At 65.0% G+C, this 22,977-nt stretch carries 19 protein-coding genes and 1 tRNA gene; 5 read left to right on the top strand and 15 right to left on the bottom strand.

Features of this window, described 5'->3' with window-relative positions; genetic code table 11:
* Positions 1 to 124 precede the first annotated feature (124 nt).
* Positions 125 to 1,030 (top strand): hydrogen peroxide-inducible genes activator, encoded by a 906-nt coding sequence (locus tag HV823_RS13125; RefSeq protein WP_176950175.1) that lies wholly within the window; start codon positions 125 to 127, stop codon positions 1,028 to 1,030.
* A gap of 9 nt (positions 1,031 to 1,039) precedes the next feature.
* Here the strand turns inward: HV823_RS13125 and HV823_RS13120 are convergent, their stop codons facing one another.
* The 4 genes from HV823_RS13120 to HV823_RS13105 form a co-directional block, all read right to left on the bottom strand.
* On the bottom strand, positions 1,040 to 1,918 hold the full coding sequence (locus HV823_RS13120) for a dienelactone hydrolase family protein (protein ID WP_176950346.1): 879 nt from the start codon (positions 1,916 to 1,918) through the stop codon (positions 1,040 to 1,042).
* A gap of 159 nt (positions 1,919 to 2,077) precedes the next feature.
* Complete coding sequence (gene adhP, locus HV823_RS13115; protein ID WP_176950174.1) at positions 2,078 to 3,112, bottom strand: alcohol dehydrogenase AdhP; 1,035 nt, start codon at positions 3,110 to 3,112, stop codon at positions 2,078 to 2,080.
* Between the two features lie 274 nt (positions 3,113 to 3,386).
* Positions 3,387 to 4,886: an IMP dehydrogenase gene (guaB, locus tag HV823_RS13110; protein ID WP_176950173.1), complete on the bottom strand. Its 1,500-nt coding sequence runs from the start codon at positions 4,884 to 4,886 to the stop codon at positions 3,387 to 3,389.
* A gap of 196 nt (positions 4,887 to 5,082) precedes the next feature.
* Entirely contained in the window at positions 5,083 to 6,063 is a 981-nt protein-coding gene (locus HV823_RS13105) for an MBL fold metallo-hydrolase (protein WP_176950172.1), read from the bottom strand.
* A 269-nt stretch (positions 6,064 to 6,332) separates the two neighbouring features.
* Between HV823_RS13105 and HV823_RS13100 the strand changes: the two genes are divergently transcribed.
* Positions 6,333 to 7,742, top strand: a complete 1,410-nt coding sequence (locus HV823_RS13100; RefSeq protein ID WP_176950171.1) for an MFS transporter — start codon at positions 6,333 to 6,335, stop codon at positions 7,740 to 7,742.
* Positions 7,743 to 7,774: 32 nt separating this feature from the next.
* On the opposite strand, the gene HV823_RS13095 is transcribed toward HV823_RS13100, so the two are convergent.
* The 3 genes from HV823_RS13095 to HV823_RS13085 are packed head-to-tail and all read right to left on the bottom strand — an operon-like array spanning position 7,775 to position 10,529.
* On the bottom strand, positions 7,775 to 8,158 hold the full coding sequence (locus tag HV823_RS13095) for a VOC family protein (RefSeq protein ID WP_176950170.1): 384 nt from the start codon (positions 8,156 to 8,158) through the stop codon (positions 7,775 to 7,777).
* Positions 8,158 to 8,925 carry an RlmE family RNA methyltransferase gene (locus HV823_RS13090; RefSeq protein WP_176950169.1) on the bottom strand — a complete coding sequence of 256 codons (768 nt, stop codon included), beginning with the start codon at positions 8,923 to 8,925 and terminating at the stop codon, positions 8,158 to 8,160. The genes HV823_RS13095 and HV823_RS13090 overlap by 1 nt, the downstream gene beginning before the upstream one ends.
* Positions 8,922 to 10,529 (bottom strand): Ppx/GppA phosphatase family protein, encoded by a 1,608-nt coding sequence (locus tag HV823_RS13085; protein WP_176950168.1) that lies wholly within the window; start codon positions 10,527 to 10,529, stop codon positions 8,922 to 8,924. Before HV823_RS13085 ends, HV823_RS13090 begins: the two co-directional genes overlap by 4 nt.
* 371 nt (positions 10,530 to 10,900) lie before the next feature.
* Here HV823_RS13085 and HV823_RS13080 point away from each other — a divergent pair.
* Positions 10,901 to 10,974 (top strand) — tRNA-Gln (locus HV823_RS13080).
* A 387-nt stretch (positions 10,975 to 11,361) separates the two neighbouring features.
* On the opposite strand, the gene HV823_RS13075 is transcribed toward HV823_RS13080, so the two are convergent.
* The 5 genes from HV823_RS13075 to HV823_RS13055 all read right to left on the bottom strand — a co-directional run bounded on the left by HV823_RS13075 (position 11,362) and on the right by HV823_RS13055 (position 14,827).
* Positions 11,362 to 11,802, bottom strand: coding sequence for a hypothetical protein (locus tag HV823_RS13075; RefSeq protein ID WP_176950167.1), 441 nt, complete (start codon positions 11,800 to 11,802; stop codon positions 11,362 to 11,364).
* Between the two features lies 1 nt (position 11,803).
* The gene (locus tag HV823_RS13070) at positions 11,804 to 12,196 is read right to left on the bottom strand and encodes a GFA family protein (protein WP_176950166.1); all 393 of its coding nucleotides are present in this window, start codon (positions 12,194 to 12,196) and stop codon (positions 11,804 to 11,806) included.
* Positions 12,197 to 12,576: 380 nt separating this feature from the next.
* On the bottom strand, positions 12,577 to 13,224 hold the full coding sequence (locus HV823_RS13065; protein WP_176950165.1) for a Vgb family protein: 648 nt from the start codon (positions 13,222 to 13,224) through the stop codon (positions 12,577 to 12,579).
* Between the two features lie 64 nt (positions 13,225 to 13,288).
* On the bottom strand, positions 13,289 to 14,509 hold the full coding sequence (locus HV823_RS13060) for a helix-turn-helix domain-containing protein (protein WP_176950164.1): 1,221 nt from the start codon (positions 14,507 to 14,509) through the stop codon (positions 13,289 to 13,291).
* A gap of 132 nt (positions 14,510 to 14,641) precedes the next feature.
* Positions 14,642 to 14,827 carry a hypothetical protein gene (locus HV823_RS13055; protein WP_176950163.1) on the bottom strand — a complete coding sequence of 62 codons (186 nt, stop codon included), beginning with the start codon at positions 14,825 to 14,827 and terminating at the stop codon, positions 14,642 to 14,644.
* A gap of 96 nt (positions 14,828 to 14,923) precedes the next feature.
* Between HV823_RS13055 and HV823_RS13050 the strand changes: the two genes are divergently transcribed.
* Positions 14,924 to 15,622, top strand: a complete 699-nt coding sequence (locus HV823_RS13050; protein WP_176950162.1) for a DUF899 domain-containing protein — start codon at positions 14,924 to 14,926, stop codon at positions 15,620 to 15,622.
* A gap of 64 nt (positions 15,623 to 15,686) precedes the next feature.
* On the opposite strand, the gene hemN is transcribed toward HV823_RS13050, so the two are convergent.
* Together hemN and HV823_RS13040 are read right to left on the bottom strand one after the other, a co-directional pair.
* Entirely contained in the window at positions 15,687 to 17,039 is a 1,353-nt protein-coding gene (hemN, locus tag HV823_RS13045; protein WP_176950161.1) for an oxygen-independent coproporphyrinogen III oxidase, read from the bottom strand.
* A 180-nt stretch (positions 17,040 to 17,219) separates the two neighbouring features.
* Positions 17,220 to 20,180: a calcium-binding protein gene (locus HV823_RS13040; RefSeq protein ID WP_176950160.1), complete on the bottom strand. Its 2,961-nt coding sequence runs from the start codon at positions 20,178 to 20,180 to the stop codon at positions 17,220 to 17,222.
* 234 nt (positions 20,181 to 20,414) lie between these two features.
* On the opposite strand from HV823_RS13040, the gene HV823_RS13035 reads away from it, so the two are divergent.
* Positions 20,415 to 22,403 carry an adenylate/guanylate cyclase domain-containing protein gene (locus tag HV823_RS13035; protein WP_176950159.1) on the top strand — a complete coding sequence of 663 codons (1,989 nt, stop codon included), beginning with the start codon at positions 20,415 to 20,417 and terminating at the stop codon, positions 22,401 to 22,403.
* A gap of 19 nt (positions 22,404 to 22,422) precedes the next feature.
* On the opposite strand, the gene HV823_RS13030 is transcribed toward HV823_RS13035, so the two are convergent.
* Positions 22,423 to 22,971 (bottom strand): cupin domain-containing protein, encoded by a 549-nt coding sequence (locus tag HV823_RS13030; protein ID WP_176950158.1) that lies wholly within the window; start codon positions 22,969 to 22,971, stop codon positions 22,423 to 22,425.
* Positions 22,972 to 22,977: the final 6 nt, after the last annotated feature.

Below are 22,977 nucleotides of genomic sequence, written 5' to 3'. Positions count from 1 at the left end.
GCAGGCTTTTGGCATTGCCATGAAGCCCGGCCCACTCTGGAATTTTTCTAACAAGTCTTTGTCCCACCGCGAGACGATAATTTCCAATTGTATTTCCCTTTATTTTCGATCAGAAAATCCTATCATGATTACCGTTCGTCAAATGCGCTATTTCGAGGCGCTCGCCACCACCCTGCACTTCGGCCGGGCCGCCGAGCTTGCCCATGTCAGCCAGCCGGCACTGTCGGCGCAGATCCTGGAAATGGAGGCGAACCTCGGCGTCAAGCTCGTCGAACGCAGTCGCGGCAACACGCTCTTGACCCGCAAGGGCGAGGAGGTGTTGGCGCATGTGCGTTCCATCCTGGTAGAGCTGGACCGGCTGGAACAGACAGTCCGGCGCAGCGACGGCCTGCTGGGCGGGCTGATGCGGCTCGGGATCATCCCGACGGTGGCTCCCTATCTCGTGCCGCGCCTGGTGCCGCATCTGCGCGCCGCCTATCCGGCGATCCAGATCGAACTGCGCGAGGCGGTGACCGATCGCCTCGTCACGGCTCTCTCCGAGGGTCGGCTCGACCTCGTGATCGTGGCACTCCCGATCGAGAACGATACGATCGCAACGCGTCCGCTCTTCCGCGACCGCTTCTTCATGGCGATGGCAGAGAATGACAGCGACGTGCTGATGTCGCCACTTTCCGAATCCGACGTCGACGTCGATCGGCTGCTGCTCCTGGAGGAAGGGCATTGCCTGCGCGATCAGGCGCTTGCGGTCTGCGGAACGGCGGGCAAACGCAGCCTCGTCAATTTCGGCGCGACCTCGATGGCGACGCTGCTCCAGATGGTGTCGCACGACATGGGCATGACGCTGATCCCGGAGATCGCGGTGCCGACCGAGACGCTGCGCAACCCCATCCGCATCGTCCCCTTCGCCGACCCGCAGCCCGCCCGCGAGATCGGGCTAGCCTGGCGGCGGGGGATCCTGCAGGCGGAAGAAACCGATGCCATCGCCGAAGCGGTGTGCGCCTGCGTGGAGGTGCAGGGCGGCGGGAGGTAGTCCTACGGGCTATCCCAGGTTCTTCTTCAGAAACGCCACCGTTCGCTGCCAGGCGAGTTCCGCCGCGGCCTTGTCGTAACGGGCGGCGGAGGTGTCGTTGTTGAAGGCATGGTTGACGCCTTCGTAGACGAAGAGCTCATAGGGCTTGCCGCTGTCGTCCAGCGCCTTCTTGTAGACATCGATGCCCGCGTTGATGCGCTCGTCGAGGCCGGCATAGTGCAGCATCACGGCCGCCTTGATCTTCGGCACGTCCTCCGCCGGCGGCTGGGCGCCATAGTAGGCGACGCCAGCCTTCAAGTTGGGATCGGCGACGGCCAGTTGGTTGACCAGCCCGCCGCCCCAGCAGAAGCCGATCGCGCCGACCTTGCCGTTCACCCAGTCGAGTTCGGACAGATAGGCGACGGTGGCAACCGCATTTTCGACGGTGACGGCGCGGTCGAGCTTACCGAACATCTCGCGCGCCTTGTCCTCGTCTTCCGGCGTTCCACCTTCCAGAGACAGGAAATCGGGGGCGAGTGCCACGAAGCCTTCCAGCGCCATGCGGCGGGCGACATCGCGGATATGCGGATTGAGGCCGCGGTTCTCGTGGATGACGATGACGCCGCCGAGCGGTCCCGGCGCATCCTTCGGCCGGGCGATATATCCCCTCATCTGCCCCTTGGGCGCTGCCCAGCTGACCTCTTCGGTGGTGAGCCGCGCATCGCTTTCGGCGACGATCTGCGCACTGGCGCTGTTGGCAGCCAGAAGCGGCGCGATGGCAGCAGCGCCCGCTGCCGATCCAGCAAGCGCCGTCAGCCGTTCCATGAAGCGACGGCGGTCGAGCGAGAGGTGGGTATATTCGTCATAGGCGTCGATCATCGCCTGGGTGATCTTCGGCGTCCGTTCCATGATGGCTTCTCCCGTGATCTCCTCGCGCCCTGCCGGCGCGCCAATACCAAAATCGATGATAGGCGATGGAGAGGCGAATGCCAGACGGGCATCCTCACGGTTGCGTGATTCCATGCCACGCCGACCAAGCGCCGGCGTGGTCCGCAAATGATCACGCCCTCAGGCGTTCAGGTCGAGCACGATGCGTCCGTCGATCTTGCCCTGCTCCATACGTTCGAAGATGTCGTTGATGTTTTCGATCTTGTCCCAGGAAAAATGGGAGGCGACCTTGCCGTCGCCGGCGAACTCCAGCGCTTCCTCGAGGTCCTGACGGGTCCCGACGATCGATCCACGCACCGTGATGCGCTTCAGCACCGTGTCGAAGACCGGCAGGGAGATGAAGCCCGGCGGCAGGCCGACCAGCGCCATCGTTCCCCTGGAGCGGAGGAAACCATAGGCCTGCTCCATCGCCTTGGGCGAGACGGCCGTCACCAGCGCACCGTGCACCCCGCCGGTTTCCTTCTGCACCGTCTGGATCGCATCGGTCTTGCGCGCATCGACGACGAGGTCCGCGCCGAGCTTCTTGGCGAGCGCCAGCTTGTCCTCGAAGATATCGGAGGCAACGACCTTCATGCCCATGGCCTTGGCATATTGCACGGCCATGTGGCCCAGCCCGCCGATGCCGGAAATGACGACCCATTCGCCTGGCCTGACCTCGGTTTCCTTCAACCCCTTGTAGACCGTGACCCCGGCGCAGAGCACCGGCGCGGCAGGGCCGAATTCGAGATTGGCCGGCAGATGGCCGACGAACGCGGGATCGGCGAGGCCGTACTGGGCGAAGGTGCCGTTGACGGAATAACCCGTGTTCTGCTGTTCGGCGCACAGCGTCTCCCAGCCGGTATTGCAATAGCCGCAGCAGCGGCAGGCCGTATGCAGCCACGGCACGCCGACACGGTCGCCTTCCTTGATCCGCTTGGAACTGACCTTGGAGCCGATCCTGGCGACATAGCCGACGCCTTCGTGGCCTGGAATGAAGGGCGGGTTCGGCTTTACCGGCCAGTCGCCGTTGGCGGCATGCAGGTCGGTGTGGCAGACCCCCGTCGCCTCGTACTTGACGAGGATCTGGTCCGGGCCGGGCTCGGGGATGTCAAGCTCCTCGATCACCAGCGGTTTGCCGAACTCCCGCACGACGGCGGCCTTCATCTTGCTTGCCATGGCTCTCTGCTCCCTTAAGCGTACGCGCCTGCCTGATACGTCCGGCATGCAGGCCGCCTCGTTCGTGCAGCGGATCGACCGGGTGTCGTCCGCCTGCCGGTGGCGCCGCCGATCCTTGCGGCGGGCCTGTGAACACTATGGGCGATGTCGAGCGATGGGAAGTTGACCGAGGTCAAGGGGATGCTGTGCCTGTCGCAGATGTGCGACGGCGGCCGTCGATCAGATCGACGGCCGCCGTGCGGAAGGTTTGGCTTTCAGGGACAGGACCTGGCGATCAGCCGGCGCCACCGGGATAGTTCGGGCTTTCGCGCGTGATCGTCACGTCGTGGGCGTGGCTTTCGCGCAGGCCCGCGCCGGAGATGCGCACGAAGGTGGCGCGCTCCTGGAACTGCTTGATGTCGGCGCCGCCGACATAGCCCATCGACGCCCTGAGGCCGCCGGCGAGCTGGTGCAGGACGCCGGAGACCGGTCCCTTGTAAGGCACCTGGCCCTCGATGCCTTCCGGCACGAGCTTCAGCGTGTCACGCACCTCGGCCTGGAAATAGCGGTCGGCCGAGCCGCGCGCCATCGCGCCGACGGAACCCATGCCGCGATAGGCCTTGAAGGAGCGGCCCTGGTAGAGGAACACTTCGCCCGGGCTTTCGTCGGTGCCGGCAAGCAGCGAGCCGACCATGACGGCCGAGGCGCCGGCTGCGATTGCCTTGGCGAGATCGCCCGAGAACTTGATCCCGCCATCGGCGATGACCGGAACGTCGGCGTGCTGCCCGGCTTCGACTGCCGACATGATGGCTGCGAGTTGCGGCACACCGACGCCGGCGACGATGCGCGTGGTGCAGATCGAGCCCGGGCCGATGCCGACCTTGACTGCGTCCGCACCCGCGTCGATCAATGCCCTGGTGCCGTCGGCAGTGGCAACGTTGCCGGCCATGATGCGCACCGAGTTGGAGAGCTTCTTGACGCGGCTGACGGCGTCGAGGACGCGCTGGGAATGGCCGTGCGCGGTATCGACGACGAGCAGGTCAACGCCCGCATCGATCAGGCGCTCGGCACGCTCGAAGCCGTCGTCACCGACGGAGATCGCCGCGGCGGCGCGCAGGCGGCCCTGCGCATCCTTGGAAGCATTGGGATTGAGCTGCGACTTCTCGATGTCCTTCACCGTGATCAGGCCGACGCAGCGGGCGTCACCGTCGATCACGAGCAGCTTCTCGATGCGGTGCTTGTGGAGCAGCCGCTTGGCTTCCTGCTGGTCGACGCTTTCCTTGACCGTGATCAGATTTTCACGCGTCATCAGTTCGTAGATCTTCTGCTTCGGATCCGAAGCGAAACGCACGTCGCGATTGGTCAGGATGCCGACGAGGCGGCCGGCGACGCCGGCCTTGGCGTTCTCGACGACCGGAATGCCGGAGATGCCATGCGCCTTCATCAGCGCCAGCGCCTCGGCGAGCGTCGCGTCGGGACCGATCGTCACCGGATTGACGACCATGCCGCTCTCGAACTTCTTGACCTGGCGGACTTCCTCGGCCTGTTCGGCCGGGGTGAGGTTGCGATGGATAACGCCGAGGCCGCCGGCCTGGGCCATGGCGATCGCCAGCCGCGCCTCGGTGACGGTGTCCATGGCGGACGACAGGATCGGCAGGTTGAGTTCGAAATCCCTGGCGATGCGGGTGGCGATATTGGTCTGCCCCGGCATGACCTCGGAGTGGCCGGGCTGCAGCAGCACGTCGTCGAACGTCAGTGCTTCCAGTCCGGTTGCGGTTTCTATGATGCGCGCCATGGCCAATTTCCTTCGGTGTAAAAGGCTGCGGTCCAAGGGACCTCTTGGGAACGGTCCACCTGGTCGCTTGCAAGATAAGTCTTGGAAGTTGGCGAGGGCTCGTAACACGTTCATGACGGAATGGAAATAGCAAAAACGCCCGGGACCGATCCCGGGCGCACTGGGGCCGTTGCTGAATGTTCCGTCGTTCGACCGGTCAGATATCGAACTGGTAGCTCATCGGCACGAAGCGGTAGCCCTCGCCCGCCTTTTCAACGTAGCCGATTGCCGGAAACGGCATGTGGTAGCCGACGAAGGGGAGCCTGTCGGTGGCGATCATGTCGAACACCGTCTTGCGGGTGGCGGCGGCCGCGGCCTTGTCCATGTCGAACCGCACTTCCCAGTCCGGCCGCTGCAGCGACAGCACAAAGTGATTGGCGGTATCGGCCGTGAGCATCAGGACCTTTCCGTCCGATTCGATGCGATAGATCATGTGCCCCGGAGAATGGCCGAAAGCGTTCATGCCGGTGATGCCGGGCACCACCTCGCCGCCGTCCTCGATGAAGGTGATCTTCTCGGCCAGCGGCTTGACCTTGGCGAGCACGCCCTGGTGCCCCTGCTCGGCGCCGGTGCCGACGCGATCGGCGCTGACCCAGAAATCGTACTCCGTCCGGCCGGTCACGTAGCGCGCGTTGGCAAAGGCGGGCTTCCCCTGCTCCATCAGGCCGCCGATGTGGTCGCCGTGCATATGGGTCAGCACCACCACCGTCACCTGCTCCGGGGTGTAGCCGACGGCGCGCAGGCCTTCCGCAAGGCGGCCGAGGCCATTCTCACGACCGCCCTCGCCCATGCCGGTGTCGAACAGGACGACCTCCGAGCCGGTTTCGACGACGGTCGGCGTGAAGCTGTTGACGAAGCTGTCGGCAGGCAGGAAGTTCTCGGTCAGCAGAGCGCCGACGGTATCGGCCGACTGGTTCGTGCCGAACGTCTCGTTCGGCGCGCCGGAAGCGCGCATGCCGTCGCGGACGGCGGTGACGCGGAACCCGCCGAGCTTGAAGCTGCGGGCCTCGACTGGCGAAACGGTCATGTCGGTCTTGGTCTCCGAGGCAGCGCGTACCATGCTGCCGTTCAGGATGAAGGGGGCTGCCAGCGTGCCAAGGCCGGCCGTGTAGAACAAGGACCTGCGTGAAATATTCATGGTCGCGGCACCTCCCGCAAGAGTGAACACAGAACTGTGGTCGCGGCGCCGAAAATGCGCCAACGGCTCGCAAAGATGGCATGTCTGCAGGTTGAAGGGAGGTCACGAATGCCACCTTTGGCATCACGGGTTTGTGAGAACGCGTATCCCTGGCGGGTTTGACAGATCCCGGCCGCAGGCGCACAAGCGGCAGGCCGGAACGAAACCGGGCATAGCCCGTTCACGTCCAGTCCTCCGGCGCTCCTGCCGACCCGTCCGCGTTCGTCACCATGAATCGTATTGTTCCCCTGATCCTTGCCGTCGCGCTCTTCATGGAGCAGATGGATTCCACCGTGATAGCCACGTCGTTGCCCGCGATCGCCCAAGACCTCAATGTCGGGCCGATCACGCTGAAGCTCGCGTTGACGGCCTACATGGTGTCGCTTGCGATCTTCATCCCGCTGTCCGGCTGGATGGCGGACCGGTTCGGGGCAAAGCGCGTCTTCCGGCTGGCGATCCTCGTCTTCATCTTCGGGTCGATCCTCTGCGCAGTTGCCGACGGCCTCGTCTTCTTCGTCGTCGCCCGCTTCATCCAGGGCATGGGCGGGGCGATGATGACACCGGTCGCCCGCCTCGTGCTCGTGCGCAGCACTTCGCGCAGCGAGCTCGTATCGGCCATGGCCATGCTGACGATACCCGCCCTTGTCGGGCCGCTCGCAGGCCCGCCGCTCGGCGGCTTCATCACCACCTATTTCACCTGGCACTGGATCTTCCTGATCAATGTTCCGGTCGGCATCCTCGGTTATGTTCTGTCGGGGATCTATCTGCCCGACATCCATTCCGCGCCACCCGGGCCGCTGGACCTGAAGGGTTTCGTGCTCGGTGCGATCGCCGCAGGCGGCACGATGTTCGGCCTCTCCGTCATAAGCCTGCCCGCCCTGCCGCCCGCCGTTGGCCTGGTGTCGACGCTGTCAGGGCTTTTGGCCGGCTGGCTCTACGTGCGGCACGCGAAAAGGCATCCCTCGCCGCTGCTCGACCTGAAGCTCTTCCACGACAGCGCCTTCAGGGCGGCGGCCATCGGCGGGACGCTCTTTCGCATCTCGATCGGCGCCATCCCCTTCCTCATGCCGTTGATGCTGCAGGTGGGCTTTGGGCTTTCGCCCTTCCAATCGGGCATGGTCACCTTCACCGGTGCGATCGGTGCGATCACGACGAAGTTCATCGCCAAGCGCGTGCTCTCGCTTGCCGGCTTCCGCACCACGCTGATCATCGCCAGCCTCAGCGGCGCGGCCTTCACCGCCGTCAACGCGCTGTTCACGCCGCAGACGCCGGTGTGGATCATCTCGCTCGTCCTGCTTGCCGCCGGCTTCGTCCGTTCGTTCTTCTTCACCAGCGTCAACGCGCTGTCCTTCGCCGACATCGCCGACAGGGACGCCAGCAAGGCAACCTCGATGAGTGCGGTGCTGCAGCAGATGAGCCTGGCGCTGGGCGTCGCCGTGGCCGGCACCATCCTGGAGATCGAGACGACAATGTCCGGGACGCCGCTGAGCCTTGAGGACTTCCACCTCGCCTTCGTCATCATTTCGGTGCTGACGCTTGCGGCGGTCGTGCCCTTCCTGACAATGGCCAAGAGCGCCGGCGCCTCGGTATCCGGACACCGGCTGATGCAGAAGGAAGAGGAAGTCACCGCCGTCAAATAGCGCGGCCGGGCCTGTCGCTGCCGGAACTTGCGCTACTCGGGCCGCTCGCAGACGGCAGACAGCTTGTTGCCGTCGAGATCGCGAACGAAGGCGGCGTAGAAGTTGGGATGGAACGGCCTTATCCCCGGCGCCCCCTCGTCGGTTCCGCCATGGGCAACAACTGCCGCGTGAAAGGCATCGACAGCCGCACGGCTCGGCGCGTCGAAGGCCACCGTCGCACCGTTGCCGAACGTCGCCGGCTCACGGTTGAAAGGATCGACCACCCAGAAGCGACAGCGCACGTCTCCATCCGCCGCATAACCGATCTCGCCTTCCGCCTGCTTCTGCCTGACATAGCCGATGAGCGGCAGTACCGCGTCGTAGAAACGGCCGGCGCGCTGCAGATCGTTCGTGCCCACGGTGACGTAGAGAAGCATCACGCCTCCAGCTCGGCGGCTTCGCCGGGCGCTTCGCCCGCCGCCTCATCAGTGGCGCCGTCAGCGGAGACGGCCTTGCGTCCCTTGAAACCCTTTGCAAGCAGGAACATCTCGACCGATTCAGCGCGCGAGGCACCCGGCTTGACGTGGATGACCTGCTTGAAATTCTGCTTCAGCAGGTTCAGGAGGTCGCGCTCCGTGCCGCCCTGGAAGGTCTTGGCCAGGAAATGGCCGCCTTCGGCCAGCACCTCGATGGCGAAGTGGGCCGCCACCTCGCACAGGTGCATGGTGCGGATGTGATCGGTCTGGCGGTGACCCGTCGTCGGCGCCGCCATGTCCGAGATCACCAGGTTCGGCGTGCCGCCCACCGCTTCCTTCAGCTTTTCCGGCGCCTGCGGATCGAGGAAATCCATCTGCAGGATCCGCACGCCCGGCAAGGGATCCATTTCCAGGAAGTCGATTGCTGCCACGCGCGGATCGGCATCCGTCGAGTTGGTCACCTTGGCGGCGATCTGCGACCAGCTGCCGGGTGCCGCACCGAGGTCGATGATGCGCCGGGCACCGTCGAGAATCTTGTGCTTCTCGTCGATTTCGAGAAGCTTGAAGGCAGCGCGTGCGCGATACCCTTCCAGGCGGGCGCGCTGCACATAGGGATCGTTGATGTGCCGCTCGATCCAGCGCCGCGACGACGCCTTCAGCTTGCCCTTCTTGACCTTCTGGCCGAGTTTTCTTCCGGTGCGGCTGCCGCCGGCTGGGGGCTTCGTCATGTCTCAAGTCCTTCGGGCCGGAACGGGTGGCGGAAGCCGCTGCGGTTCTGCCGGCGGCTGCGGCCGCGCCGCCACACGCCGTCATCGGCCATCATTTCCGTCAGGAGGCCTTCGCGCAGGCCGCGGTCGGCGACGCGCATGCGCGTCGAGGGCCAGCGGTTGCGGATCGCCTCCAGAATGGCGCAGCCGGCAAGCACCAGGTCGGCCCGGTCCGGACCGATGCAGGGGTTGGCGGCACGGGTGGAGAAATCCCAGGAAAGCAGCCGTGCCTGCATGGCGCTGACTTCCGCATCCATGAGCCAGACGCCGTCGACCTGACGCCTGTCGTAGCGCGGCAAGTCGAGATGGACGCCGGCCAGCGTCGTCACCGTTCCCGAGGTTCCGATCAGGTGGAAGTCCTCCGGCGCCTCGACGTGGGCATGCGACGGGCAGTCAAACCCGGCCAGCATGGATTCGACTTCGCGGACCATGCCGGCAAAGCTCTCCGGCGTTACATCGCGGCCCCCATGCCGCTCCGACAGCGTCACGACGCCGACCGGCAGTGACGTCCAGTGTGTGATATGGTTCGCAAGCCGGTTGGAGCGGTTCTCGCCGATGCGGATCACCGCGATCTCGGACGAGCCGCCGCCGATGTCGAACAGAACGACCGACTTCGCCTCGCGCCCGACCAGCGAGGAGCAGCCGGAAACGGCCAGCCTTGCCTCTGTCTCGCGGTTGATGATCTCCAGTTCCAGCCCCGTCTCCGCCTTGACGCGGGCGAGGAAAGCCTCGCCGTTTTCCGCCCGGCGGCAAGCCTCGGTGGCGATCAGCCGGCTGCGACGGATATCGCGGTTGCGCAATTTCGCAGCGCAGATCCTGAGCGCCTCGATCGAGCGGTCCATTGCCTCGTCCGACAGGCGGCCGCTGGCGGCAAGCCCCTCGCCGAGCCGCACGATACGGGAAAAGGCATCGACGACGCGGAACTGGCCCGGCCGCGTCGGCTGGGCGATTAGCAGCCGGCAATTGTTGGTGCCGAGGTCGAGCGCGGCATAAAGCGGCGCGTCGTTGAACTGAAACTCGCCGCGCGCAGCACCCGGATTTGCCCCCTCGCGACTGCCGGCGGGCTTGCCTCCCTGCGTTCCACTGGCGGCCGGCGCCGCCTTGGGCGCCGGGGAAACGAAGGCGGGCAACTTTTCGGCGGGCCGCATCGGGCGGCCCTGCAGTCCGCGCTGGTGGTGCGCCTTCCTGCGGCCGGCTGCCCCCTGCCCGGCTCCGCCCTGCCTGCCGCCCACGTGCCCAGCACGCGCCTGGGCGTCGGCCGAATCGCGATCGCTTTCAACGGAATGAGGCTGCGGCTTCGCACCGCCCTTGCCGCGGCGGCGACGCTTGCGCTTGCGCACGGCTTCGCCATCCTGGGCGACAGGCTGTGCCTGCGCGGTCTGCTGGGGGCGCGTCTCCGGGCCGTTGCGGCCGGATTCGTTGCTCGGTCCAAGGGAGGCGGAAGACGGAGCCTTGGCCCGCTTGTCCTTTCCCTTGCGGCGGCGCGACCGCTTGGGTCCTGCCGGTCCGCCCGTGCCCTGCCCCCCGGATACGGACGGCTTTGCGCCGTGTTCGGGGTCGCTCACGTGTCTGCCTATCGCGCCGCGCAATTCCGTTTCCGGCTGCAGCAGGCGCTTTCTCGATTTTTCGTTGCCGCGACCTTACCAGCGACCGTCGTTTTCGACAATTGCTTTGTTCGACAACGTTCGACACGCATTCGACAACCGTCGGCATGGGCGCAGATCACATTGTCAGGCTACGCACGGTACCAGGGTGCGAAGCAGCCGGGCCTGCCCGTCCGAGCGGCGTCCCACCACGCAAACGAACCGCCACCAGACGCCCCATCCGCAGCCATCCACATAATTCAAAAAAATCGAAAGAAACCTATTTGCAACTTCCGACCTTTTGGTTATAAGCCCCGCACACCGACGGGACGCCGCTTCGCAGCGCCTCTTGTTGGGGAATAGTTCAATGGTAGAACGGCGGACTCTGACTCCGTTAATCTTGGTTCGAATCCAGGTTCCCCAGCCAATCGCTTTCTAACTCACTGAAATCGTTAGAATACCTCACGCCAACGTCGGCGGAGCGAGGCTTTTTGCTACAATCCGCGGCTACAAGATGCCGCCACCCCTTCGCCCGCCTCGCCGTCGCCCAAAACCGAACCGGCAGCGCAGACCGGGCCGATATTCTCCACAATCTATCCAGCCTTCACGAAAGCGCAGGTGGCGCGTGGCGACTGGCGGCAGCAGATGGCCAATCAGGCAGATGCCACATATCGATTATTCGTGGGCATCTGTGGTGACCGCCCCCTTTCCGACTACAGCCGCGCGGATGCCATGACGTTCCGCAAGACCGCCGAAAGGATGCCTTTCGACTACGGAAAAGCAGCGGCCTACCGCGACCTCAGCCCCGCCGAGGTTATTGCGCGATACGAAGCCCTTCGGAAGCGATTTCCGGTGGCGACGTAACTGCCAACATCTTCTCCAGCTTCAAGTTCGCTGGGACAATCTCCGCACCTGCCCGCGAAATGCGATTGATCGCCGACCACAACATGAACATCTGGTCGAGGGGAGCCACGACGAAATCCGTGTGGTTCGTCGGATGTAAACCCCCATCGATCGCATCGCGAACCGGACTGATGTACATCGCCTGTTCCTTGCCACATTTGGCGATGTGGGCATCGGCATAGAGCATCTGACCCGCCCTTGTAGCAGCAATCTTTTCGTTCGGCGTCATCGGCTCGGATTGCTCCAAGGCCTGCATGAAGGCGCTCTCCATGATCAGACCGTACAGCTCGTTGGAACCATCCTTGCGCACGATCACGCCGCCTGGGGGCGTCACGGTCACCTTCGTGCGCAACCTACTCCTCGAAACGGCTTGTGGCGTCACGATCGCGGTCGTATTGCTTCGTCATCGGAAAAGGCGGCAGCCAGGTTTCGCGACGGATGGTCCAGAGTTCATAGGTGGGCGTCAGCTGGCCGGGGGCGTCCAGGGACCCCAAATTCACCTCGACTTCGTCGCCGCTGCGCCCGAAAACGGGCGACCCGCAACGCGGACAGAAAAATCGCCCGGCGTAGTCGCTCGTTTCGCCACTAACCGTCACGGCATCCTGCGGAAATATAGCGGAGGCGTGAAAAAGGGCTCCGTGATGCTTGCGGCAGTCGAGGCAATGGCAGAGGCCGACCCGATACGGGCGCCCCGACGCTATAAATCGAACGTTGCCACACAGGCAGCCCCCGGAAAACTGGTCCATGCTGCATCTCCTCCACAGTCGAGCGGCTCTCATCTATGACGAACGGTGCAGTCCGTGCAATTTTCCGCAGTCTGCGCGCATCCGGCTGAACCTTGTCGGCCTTGTCGACGGGTCTTTCCGGTCGGGACGTCAGAAGGCGCTAGCGCCGCATAGGGATCTCATGCGGATCATGACCTTCGCGAGCCAAAGGGAATTTGGCCGTTGCCAATGAACACGGCAAGACCGTTCCGGTTCCGATATCGCGGAAAATGCGAATGGCATTTTGATTTGGCAGTGCGCCGCTCGGAAATTCTGCAAGCAGACCATCAAGAACCATTGGTAGCGCAGCCGGCGCGAAAACCGCGCCGGCCCGCACACTGTCCCGCAGAGTGTTCCGCCACTCAGCCGGCTTGCGCCTGCCGGCCGGGGCGGCGGATGGCGCGGATCCTGCCGCTTGGCCCGCCGCCGCAGTAGAAGCGGTCGCGGCCATCGGCTTCCAGCCCGGATACGCCCGTGTCAGCCGGCATGTCCAGCCGCTCCAGCACCGCGCCGGTGTCGGGATCGATCCGCCGCACGTCGCTTTCGCCGCCCTCCCATGTGCCGTGCCACAGCTCGCCGTCGCACCACGTCACGCCGGTGACCATGCGATCCGACTGGATGGTGCGCAGGATCTTGCCGGTCTCCGGATCGATCTCGTGGATCTTCCGCTCGCGATGCTGCCCGACCCAGAGCGTGCCCTCGGCCCAGGCAAGGCCGGAATCGCCACCGTTTCCGGGCGCGGGGATCGTCGCCAGCACCTTGCCGGTCGCCGGTTCGATCTTGCGGATCACGTCTTCGCCGATCTGATACAGGTGCTTGCCGTCGAAGGCGGTCCCGGCATGGGCCGCAACCTCTATGCTCTGAACCGTGGCGCCGCTTTCCGGATCGAGCGCGTTGAGGCTCTCACCGGCCGCAAACCAGACGTTGCGGCCGTCAAAGGTTACGCCCGCGACGTCATTACCTGGGAAGGGGCCGTATTCCCTGAGGATTTCCGCTTGTGAACGCTTCATGTCCTGCTCCTTTCGTCAGGCATGACACCGTCATGCCGAAGGGTTGATGTTCGACGCTTCAAGCCTAGCCGCCCGGGAGCGGACCGGGGAGTAACAAGACTGTCGGGAAGCCGGCGACGGGCGCTGTCAGCCAGCGCCGTGCCCTGCCCTTGCCGAAAAACTGCACCTTGCCGCTTCGTTCCAGATGCTCCAGTGCGCGCTGAACGGTGCGCGGGCTCGCCCCGAGCGCGATCGAAAGCGCGGAACTGGACCAGGCCTCGCCATCGGCAAGCAAGGCGAGCACGGCCGAAAATCTGTCCTCCTGTGGCGGGGCAATGACGACGACGCCCTCCTTGCCCGAGGGCGTCAAGGCGAAGCCGTGCTTCGTCGCCCTCACCTCAGCAAGGCCCTTCAACTCCGCCCGCAGGCGGCCGATCTCCACCCGCAACCGGGCGCGATGGGATTCGTCGGCATGCTTTCCGCGGAAGGCACGCGCGATCAGAAGGCTGCGCCTCTCATCGTTGGGCCAGGCTTCGGCCAGGGCGCGCGCAAGCGAAAAGAGGACCGGACGGCTTGCAAGCGAGACGAGCGCGCCACCCCGGCGGACGACATGCCTGCAGGCATCGACGACCAGCGCCCCCGAGGCGAACTGCGCCTCCACGTCCCGGAGCTGCAGCAGGCGCTCCGTGCCGAGGCTGATGAGGCGGGCCGCAGGTGCGTGCAGGATGCGGGCGGCATTGTCGATCTCCGCCGACAGCGCCGGAATGCCGGCCGCGCGCGCGGCAAGCCTCGCCTCCTCGAATGAAGCGGCGGCCGCACGCGTCCGCAGGCGCCGCACCATGATGCCCGCCGTCACGAGCGCGCAGGCTGCCCGGGTCGCCGGCGGCAGCAAGGCAGGCTCCAGGCCGTCCAGCGCCCGCTCGGCCTCGTCGAGCCGGCCCACGAGAAGCAGGCGGCGAACCTGCAGGATACGGGCATGGGCGGCATTCACCGGGTCGCCATGCGCCTCGAGCGTCGCGCGTGCAGCGGCGAGTGCTGCTTGCGGCCAGCCGAGGTCGCGCGAGACCAGCGCGATCTCCGACTGGGCGACGACGCATCGCGCCCTTGCGACGGCTTCGCGCGAACCGAAGGCGCGGGCAGCGCTTTTCAAAAGGGCGCGGGCGCGCACGAAGTCGCCGAGTTGCGCCATCGCGATACCGCGCAAGGCGAGTGCCGGCGCATCGTCGCGCAGCGCCACCCGCTTCAGGGCCGAAAGCGGATCGCCCGCGGCAAGCGCCCTTGCTGCAGCCGTGATCAGCGAGTCCATCGAAATCCCGCCAGACTTGTAACTCCCACCGCAGGCCCGACCGACGCTAAGCCTTTAGGGGGCGGGCAATCGCCGGAAGCATCGTTGGCAAAATGGATAGCCGAAAATGACGCAATGGATAAGCACCGGACATCAAGACGAATGCAGAAGCCGCCAGACTTCCGCAGCCGGCACTCTCGCCTGCGGGCTGGCACTGGCAGCGGCACCGGTCTTCGCGCTGATGGCGCTGGTATCTGCGGTGAGCCCGGACACCGGCGCAGCCGGAATGCTGTGCTCTTCGGCATCAGGGTGGGGATCCTGGAGCGGCATGACGTTCATGTATCTCCTGATGAGCCTGTTCCATTGCGCGCCGTGGCTGAAACGCTTCGCCGATCGCCCGACACCCTCGAAACATCTATCGACAGGAGGCTGATGATGGAAAACCAGGTGGTTTCACACGAGCAATGGCTGCAGGCGCGGATCGACCTGCTGGCAGCCGAAAAGGAACTGACGCGGCAGCGGGACGCCGTGAGCCGGCGGCGCATGGCGATGCCCTGGGAGAAGGTCGAGAAGACCTATCGCTTCGAAGGGCCGAAAGGCGAGTTGACGCTCGAAGAACTCTTCGACGGGCGTTCGCAGCTGATCGTCTACCATTTCATGTTCGGCCCGGACTGGGAGGAAGGCTGCAAGTCGTGCACCTTCTGGGCGGACAATTTCGACCGCATCCCGATGCACCTCAACCACCGCGACGTCACGTTCACGGCGGTTTCCCGCGCGCCGCTTGCGAAGATTGAAGCCTACAAGAAGCGCTTCGACTGGAGCTTTCCGTGGGTTTCAGCACTCGGCAGCGACTTCAGCTTCGACTATCAGGCGGCCGTCACGCCGCAGCAACTGGCGGAGGGCAAGGCCTACTACAACTACGAGATCCAGCGCACGCACGCCTCCGACATCGTCGGCATCAGCGTATTCGCCACGAATGGGACCGGCGAGGTCTTTCACACCTACTCCTGCTACGGACGCGGCGTGGAAATGGTGAACGGCGCCTATGCGTTTCTTGATCTCGTCCCCAAGGGACGGGATGAGGACGGCCTCGACTTCCCGATGGCATGGGTGCGACGGCGCGACCAATACTGAAGCGGGCAATGAAGGTTCGGCCCGGCTTGCAACAGGCCGGCTCGAGATCCGGGGCCGCCGTCGCTCAGGCGGCCTTGCTGTATGTCCGGCCCGAGGTGCCGAGATAGGCATCGAAGGCTGCGGCAACGGCGCGGACGACGAAGCGGTACCGCTCCTCGACCTCGACCGTGGCGCCATCGATCACAACAAGCCCGTCGCTTCGCAGGGCATCCAGCGCGACGTTGCCGGACAGGATGGTGGCAGCATCGAAACCGTGCCTGCCGGCGACGGCTGCGACATCGACGCGGAAGTCGCACATGACGCGTTCGATCAGTTCGGCCCGGAAGCGGTCTTCCGCCGTAAGACGATAGCCGCGCGAAGCGGCGAGCTCGCCGCGCCTGACATGCTCCTGATACTGGCCGATCGGCACGGCGTTCTGGACATAGCCCTGCTCGAACCGGCCGATCGCCGAGGCGCCGAAGCCGATCAGGGTGCGGCACTCGTCGGTGGTATAACCCTGGAAGTTGCGATGCAGGCGGCCGGTACGCTGCGACACGCTGAGCTCGTCTTCCGGCAGGGAAAAATGATCGAGCCCGATCCGCTCGTATCCCGCCGCCACGAGTGCCGTGGCGATCGCCTCCGCCTGCTCGTGGCGCGCGTGTGCGTCGGGCAGCACCGTTTCGTCGATCAGCCGCTGGTGCTTCTTGAAACCCGGCACATGCGCATAGCCGAAGACGGCGAAGCGGCTCGGGCGCAGCGCGATCGCGGCCTCGACCGTTTCGATGCAGGATTTCACCGTCTGATGCGGCAGGCCGTAGATCAGGTCGAAGCTGAGGCTGGAAATGCCGGCATGCCTCAATCTGTCGACGGCCCGGGCGGTGGCATCGACGCTCTGGATACGGTTGATCGCCTTCTGCACGACCGGATCGAAACTCTGCACGCCGAGGCTGGCGCGGGTGACGCCGGCGGCGCCGAGCGTCTCGGCCATGTCTGCCGTCAGCGTGCGTGGGTCGATCTCCACTGCGATATTCACATCGCCGGCAAAACCGAGCCGGTCGCGCATCGCCGCGATCAGGGCTGCAAAGGCATCAGGCGGGATGATCGTCGGGGTGCCACCGCCGAAGTGGATCTCGCCGATCGAAAGCGCCTCGCGGCGTGCGGCGGCGACAAGATCGATCTCGTTATGCAGGCATTCGAGATATTCGAGGATCGGGCGATCGCGTGCCGTGATCGTCGTATGGCAGCCGCAGTACCAGCACATGGATCGACAGAAGGGAATGTGGAGATAGGCGGATACGCGTTCGCCGGCGTCGACGGAGCGGAGCCAGTCGGCATAGGCCAAGGGGTCTTCGAGGGCTGCGAAGTGCGGGGCGGTCGGGTAGCTCGTATAGCGCGGCAGCCGGGCCTCGCCGTATTTCTCCAAGATGGCCTGCGACATCGGATTTCCCTGCGTTCATTCTGATCCGGGCGCGAACCTAGGAAGGACGCTGCCGGCGGTCATTGACGAATCTCAAACGGCAGACGGAACGCGGCCCGTTCGCGCGACTGCCTGCCAGGAAAAGAGGACGGCCGCGGGAGACACCCGCGGCCCGTCCAAGCCGTCAATCCGGCACGCCGCTCAGATCAGGATGAAATCGCTGGCCGAAAGCGAACCCACCTTGCTGAGGGTGGCGACAAGGACACCATCGGCCTCGTTGCCGGTGCCGTCGGCATCGTACCAGAGGCGGCCGTTGTCCTTTTCAAAGAAGAACTGCGGGGCGGAGCCTGTGGCCTTCAGATCGTTCCCGGAATAAAGGGCGAGCTTGGAGAAGCCGAAGATGCTCTTGTCGATCACCAGCTTGTCCTGGCCGCGCTTGAAGTCGGTGATCAGGTCGCCGGAACCGATCGCCTCGGAGGAGGCGTAGATGAACTGGTCGGCCCCCGCCCCGCCCGTCAGCGTGTCGCCGTCGCCACCACCCTCCAGCTTGTCGTTGCCGGCGCGGCCGTCGAGCTTGTCGTCGCCGAGCCCGCCCCTCAGCGTGTTGCTCGACGCGTTGCCGAGGATGGTGTCGTCGGTGTGGCGGCCGGTGACGTTCTCGATGCTCGACAGCGACAGGCCGGTGGCGACGCCGCCGTTGCGGGCGTTGTTTTCCAGGTCGATGATCACCGACTTGTCGGAGACGATGTCGAAGTCGAGCGTGTCGACGCCCGATCCCCCGGAGAAGTAGTCGGTGCCACTCTCGTCGGTGTAGCGGGTAAACCAGTCGTTGCCGGCCTCGCCATAGAGCCTGTCGTTGCCGGCGCCGTCGACGAGATAGTCGTTCGCGCCGCCGCCCTTCAGCGTGTCGTTGCCGGCGCCGCCGTGGAGGTAGTCGACATCGCGGCCGCCGGTCACCACGTCCTTGCCGCTGCCGCCGAGATAGTCGATCGCCTCCATGCCGGCAAACGAGGTCTTCGCATTGACCTTGACCAGGCCGTCAGTCAGCACGAAGGAGACGTCGAAGGTCTCTTCCTTCAGGTCGACGACGACGCGATCTTCCCCGCTGCCGCCGGAGGCGTAGTCGTTGACGTTCGTGAAGATCACGTCGTTGCCTTTTTCGCCGTAGAGCATGTCGCGGTCGTTGTCCTTGATGCCGCCACTGCCGTAGATCGTGTCGTTGCCGTCGCCGCCATAGATCTTGTCGGCACCGTACCATCCGGTCAGTTCGTCATTGCCGCCAAGCCCCTTCAGCGTATCGTTGCCGCTCATGCCGTTCAGGTAGTCGGAAAGCTTGCCGCCTGTCAGCGTGTCGTGGCCCTGGCCCGAGGAAATGTGCACGCTCTCAAAGTTCTTCGCGGTAACACCACCATTGACGAGGGTGGCCTTGGAAGACAGCGTGAACGACAGGTTGGCCTTGCTGTCATAGCGGTTGATCCAGAGGATATCCGTGCCCGAGCCGCCGTCGGCGGTGAACCGGCCCGCCGTGGAGCCGCCGGCATTGTTGATGGTGACGGTGTCGTTGCCCGCCCCGCCCAAAAGCGTCGAGAGCCCGTTGCCGGTTTGCGTTTCCGCAGAGAGATAGTCGTTGCCATTGCCGCCGTCGAGCAGGTTGGTGCCGCCACCGGAATCGATGAGGCGATCGTCGCCGTCACCGCCCCTCACGGTGTCGCTGCCCGAGGTGGAATAGAACTGGTCGTTGCCCCTGCCGCCGGTCATGCGGTTATTGCCGCTGCCCGCGTTGAAATCGACGTGCGTCGCCGTTCCGGCGGAGAGGACGTCGTTGCCGCTGCCCGTGACGACGGTGAAGCTCTCGCCGCCGGTGACCACGCTGCCGTCGGAAAGCTTGGCAGTGTTACCCGAAACGCTGAAGGTGAGATTGCTCTTTATGTCGGAGCGGGTGATCCACACTGAATCGTAACCCTTGCCGGCCTTGATCGTATCCTTGCCGCCGCTGCCGACGATCAGCAGGTCGTTGCCGTCACCGCCGTCGAGATAGTCGATGCCAAGCCCGCCATCCAGATGATCGTTGCCGCCAAGCCCGATCAGCTTGTCGTTGCCCGACATGCCGGAAAGCGTATCGTTTCCGGCCCCGCCGGTGAACTTCTCCGCCTTCTCCGTCCCACTCAGCGAATAGTTTTCGAAATTGACGAACGTCGTGCCGTTGGAGAGCGTCTGCTTGATCGACGAAGCCTTCGCGGTAAAGGTGCCCGAGAGGCCGCTGAGGACGAGGGTATCGGTGCCCGTGCCGCCATCGAGGATGTCCTTGCCGGCGCCCGCCCAGCTTTCCATGCTGTGGCTGATCGTGTCGTTGCCCGAGCCGCCGCGCACCGTGTCGTCGTCGCTGTCGCCCGACAGGAAGTCGTCGCCGGAGCCGCCGTCGATCACGTCGCGGCCGCGACCGCCCTGGATCGTATCGTTGCCGCTGTCGCCGAACATCTTGTCGTTGCCTTCATGGCCGTAAATGTAGTCGTCGTTGCCGCCGCCATAGAGGGTGTCGTTGCCGTCTTCGCCGGAGAGCCAGTCGCGCCCGTAGCCGCCGTAGATGGTGTCGTCGCCGGCCTCGCCCAGAAGCGAATCGCTGCCGTTGCCACCGTAGATCCTGTCGTTTCCATTGCCGCCGGCGAGCCAGTCGTCGCCGATCTCGCCCTTCAGGACGTCGTTTCCGGCACCGCCCTCGAACCAGTCCTTCCAGCGGCCGCCGACGAAGGTGTCGTTGTAGTTGCTTCCGGTGAGGTCGAAGCGCTCGACATTGACGATGGTGGCACCAAGCAGCGATCGGGAGACGGCGGGGTCGAACGCGGTGAACGAGACCCCCTTCGTGGAGGCGGAAAAATCGATCGCAAGCTCGTCGAACCCGAGGCCGCCGTCGATCCTGTCGCCCGCCAGCGTGCCGACGGAAAGGTTGACAATGCTATCGTCGCCGGTGCCGGCATTGATCTTGTCCGCCCCGAGGCGGCCCTCGATGGTGTCCTTGCCGGAACCCGTGCTCAGGGTGTTGCCGAGGTCGTCACCGTAGACGACCTGATCGCCGACACCGGGGATGGTATAGCCCGTGGCGGCGGCGGAGGCTTGTGCGGATGTCGCCTGCAGCTGGGCGATCAGCTTCAATTTCTTGCTCATGGCATCCTCGATCGTTAGGGTTGCAACGCCGATACGACGTGCGTCCATTGCTAGAGTGCGGGCGAGCAGGACGTTGTTACTGGGGTAACAGGAGGGGACGGGCGCCTTTTTACGTTGCGCCGCGACTTGGCGAATCTTATCAATGGGATCGCGCTCGAACTTGCCGAGAGCGGTCCATCGGGCCGTTCATTGCTGGATGCCGGCGCGGGCGGCGAGGAACACAAGGGGCGCGGAATGGCGGACAGCGACAGGGACGTTGCGGCTGTGCCGAAGAAGTGGATGTGGCGGGGATCGCTGCGGACACTGCTCAGCGCCGTGATGGTTGCGATCCTGCTTGCAGTCTCCGGCAGCCTGATCGGGCTCGACTACTACCGCGCCCGCAACGCCGCCATCGACGCCGCGGAAAACCACATGCGCGGCTTCGAGGACCGGCTGATTTCGCGCATGCAGAGCCTGTCCGGCGACACGGCGGGGCTCGTAAACCTGATCGTATCGATCGCCAACTCCTTCCTCGCAGATCCCTCCGAGCGGATCAATGACAAGGTGACCATTCTACGGGCGGCGCTCGCGCGGTCGCCGCAGATCGACGGCATCTATGCCGGCTATCCGGACGGCGGCTTCTTCCATGCCGTCAACCTGTCATCGAGCGACTGGCGCGCCGTCCTGAGGGCGCCGCCGAACGCGTCGATGGCCATTCGCATCCTCAACCCCGGCGAGAGCGGGCCGATCGCCCATGTTCTCTTCTTCGACGCCGCCGGCAAGCAGCTGCTTCGCCGGACCCTCACCGGCTGGGACTACGACCCGCGGCAGCGCCCGTGGTATCGCGCAGCTGCGGGCGGTACCGGACCGGTCGCGACCGGCCCCTACAGCACGGCGACGACGAAATCGCTCGCGATGACGATTTCGCAGGCACACAAGGGCAATCCGGAGATCGTCGTCGGCGCCGACGTGGTGCTCGACCGCATCACCCGCTTCATCGCCAGCGAACGCCTGACGCCGACGGCGGTGGCCTTCGTGGTCGATGCCGACAAGAAGCTGCTCATCCACTCCGACCGCCGGCTGATGCAGGCGGTCGCCACATCGAAAAGCGAGCGCGACTTCGATCCCGCCGACCTGCAGGATCCGCTGATCGAGGCGATCAGGGCGCATCCGCCGCCGCTCGACGAGATGGGGCTGGTCGAGGCGGCGGGAAGACGCTGGGTCGTGCTCGGATCCGAAGTCGACGGGGCGATGCTGTTTCCCGGCCACATCGCGGTCATCGCCGCCCCGGTCGATGAGCTGATGGCGCCGGCGATTCGCGGCCTCTATCAGGGCCTTGCCATCTCCGGCGCGATCGTCATTCTCGCCATTGCCGGTGCGCTGCTGCTGGCGCACCTCATCACAAAGTCGCTGAACCAGCTGACCGACAGCGCCCATCGCCTGCAGGACCTGGACTTTCGTACCCCGATCGACGTGCCGACGCATGTAAGCGAGATCGCCACGCTTGGCGGCGCGATGAACCGGGCACGTGATGCGATCTTCACCTTCGGGCTCTACGTGCCCAAGGAACTGGTGCGCAAAGGCATGGAATCCGGCGAGTTTTCCGGACGGACGGCGCGGCGCCAGGAGGTTACCGCCCTTTTCACGGATATCTATGATTTCACGACGATCAGCGAACGACATTCGCCCGAAGACGTCGTCGGCATGTTGTCTGAGTATTTCGACATCCTGAACGACACCGTGAATGCGCATCGCGGCACGATCATCCAGTTCCTCGGCGATTCGATCTTTGCCATGTGGAACGCGCCGGAACCTGATCCGGACCATGCGGCGAACGCCTGCCGCGGCGCGCTTGCCATGCGGACCCGCATCGAAGCCTTCAACGAGAGCCAGCGCCGGCGGGGACTGCCGGAATTCCGCACCCGCTTCGGCATCCATTCGGGAACAGCCGTGGTCGGCAGCGTCGGCGCCAACGACCGTCTGCAGTACACGGCGATGGGCGACAGCATCAACGTCGCCTCGAGACTGGAGGGGATGAACAAGAGCTACGGCACGGTGATCCTTGCCAGCGGCGCTGTCGTGGCGCAGTGTCGCGACAAGATCCGCTTCCGCCCGCTCGGACAGGGGCAGGCGAAGGGCCGGAGCACCGCACTGGAACTCTACGAGGTCATCGGCGTCATTGAGGGTGCGGAGAGCAGGCAGCCCATCGAGGAAGCCTCGCACGGCGCGCCCTCGCGCCAGTAGAGCCTTCGGCTCACGCGTCTCAGAACGTCGGCGGCGTGCAGGCGCTGATGACCTCGCAGGGCACCGGCCCGACGCAGCGGAAGCGATGGGGGCGCCGGCTTTCGAAATAGTAGGCGTCGCCCGGGCCGAGGATGCGCCGTTCGTCGTCCACCGTCACTTCGAGACGGCCGGAAAGTACGATTCCGCCCTCCTCACCCTCATGCACCAGCGGAACCTTGCCGGTATCGGCGCCCGGCTGATAACACTCCTTGAGGATCTGCAGGCTGCGGCCGAACAGGTTTTCGCCGACCTGCCGGTAGGAGATCGGCCCCTTGCCGATCTCGACAAGCTCGTCGGCGCGATAGAAGGCCTGCTTGGGGCGATCGGGCTCGAAGGCGAAAAACTCCGCAAGGCCGATGGGAATGCCGTCCAGTATCCGCTTCAGCGCGCCAACCGAGGGATTGGAGGCATTCGACTCGATCAGCGAGATTGTCGAATTCGTCACGCCGGCGCGCTTGGCAAGCTCGCGCTGGGAGAGATTGTGCGCCATGCGCAGGCTGCGCAGCCTGTTTCCTATGTCGACCGACATGCGACC

Source organism: Mycoplana rhizolycopersici, assembly GCF_013378445.1.
Taxonomy (GTDB): Bacteria; Pseudomonadota; Alphaproteobacteria; order Rhizobiales; family Rhizobiaceae; genus Mycoplana; species Mycoplana rhizolycopersici.
The sequence above is the reverse complement of the archived record's forward strand: the minus strand, read 5'-3'. Positions and strand labels throughout refer to the sequence as shown.

What these genes read in the sequence shown, in the direction of transcription:
- HV823_RS13060 (WP_176950164.1), bottom strand. Translation starts at nt 14,509, where the DNA reads ATGGACTCGCTGATCACGGCTGCAGCAAGGGCGCTTGCCGCGGGCGAT.
- HV823_RS13030 (WP_176950158.1), bottom strand. Translation starts at nt 22,971, where the DNA reads ATGTCGGTCGACATAGGAAACAGGCTGCGCAGCCTGCGCATGGCGCAC.
- HV823_RS13070 (WP_176950166.1), bottom strand. Translation starts at nt 12,196, where the DNA reads ATGGACCAGTTTTCCGGGGGCTGCCTGTGTGGCAACGTTCGATTTATA.
- HV823_RS13105 (WP_176950172.1), bottom strand. Translation starts at nt 6,063, where the DNA reads ATGAATATTTCACGCAGGTCCTTGTTCTACACGGCCGGCCTTGGCACG.
- adhP (WP_176950174.1), bottom strand. Translation starts at nt 3,112, where the DNA reads ATGGCAAGCAAGATGAAGGCCGCCGTCGTGCGGGAGTTCGGCAAACCG.
- guaB (WP_176950173.1), bottom strand. Translation starts at nt 4,886, where the DNA reads ATGGCGCGCATCATAGAAACCGCAACCGGACTGGAAGCACTGACGTTC.
- HV823_RS13120 (WP_176950346.1), bottom strand. Translation starts at nt 1,918, where the DNA reads ATGGAACGGACGCCGAAGATCACCCAGGCGATGATCGACGCCTATGAC.
- HV823_RS13035 (WP_176950159.1), top strand. Translation starts at nt 20,415, where the DNA reads ATGGCGGACAGCGACAGGGACGTTGCGGCTGTGCCGAAGAAGTGGATG.
- HV823_RS13040 (WP_176950160.1), bottom strand. Translation starts at nt 20,180, where the DNA reads ATGAGCAAGAAATTGAAGCTGATCGCCCAGCTGCAGGCGACATCCGCA.
- hemN (WP_176950161.1), bottom strand. Translation starts at nt 17,039, where the DNA reads ATGTCGCAGGCCATCTTGGAGAAATACGGCGAGGCCCGGCTGCCGCGC.
- HV823_RS13065 (WP_176950165.1), bottom strand. Translation starts at nt 13,224, where the DNA reads ATGAAGCGTTCACAAGCGGAAATCCTCAGGGAATACGGCCCCTTCCCA.
- HV823_RS13095 (WP_176950170.1), bottom strand. Translation starts at nt 8,158, where the DNA reads ATGCTTCTCTACGTCACCGTGGGCACGAACGATCTGCAGCGCGCCGGC.
- HV823_RS13050 (WP_176950162.1), top strand. Translation starts at nt 14,924, where the DNA reads ATGGAAAACCAGGTGGTTTCACACGAGCAATGGCTGCAGGCGCGGATC.
- HV823_RS13100 (WP_176950171.1), top strand. Translation starts at nt 6,333, where the DNA reads ATGAATCGTATTGTTCCCCTGATCCTTGCCGTCGCGCTCTTCATGGAG.
- HV823_RS13125 (WP_176950175.1), top strand. Translation starts at nt 125, where the DNA reads ATGATTACCGTTCGTCAAATGCGCTATTTCGAGGCGCTCGCCACCACC.
- HV823_RS13090 (WP_176950169.1), bottom strand. Translation starts at nt 8,925, where the DNA reads ATGACGAAGCCCCCAGCCGGCGGCAGCCGCACCGGAAGAAAACTCGGC.
- HV823_RS13055 (WP_176950163.1), bottom strand. Translation starts at nt 14,827, where the DNA reads ATGAACGTCATGCCGCTCCAGGATCCCCACCCTGATGCCGAAGAGCAC.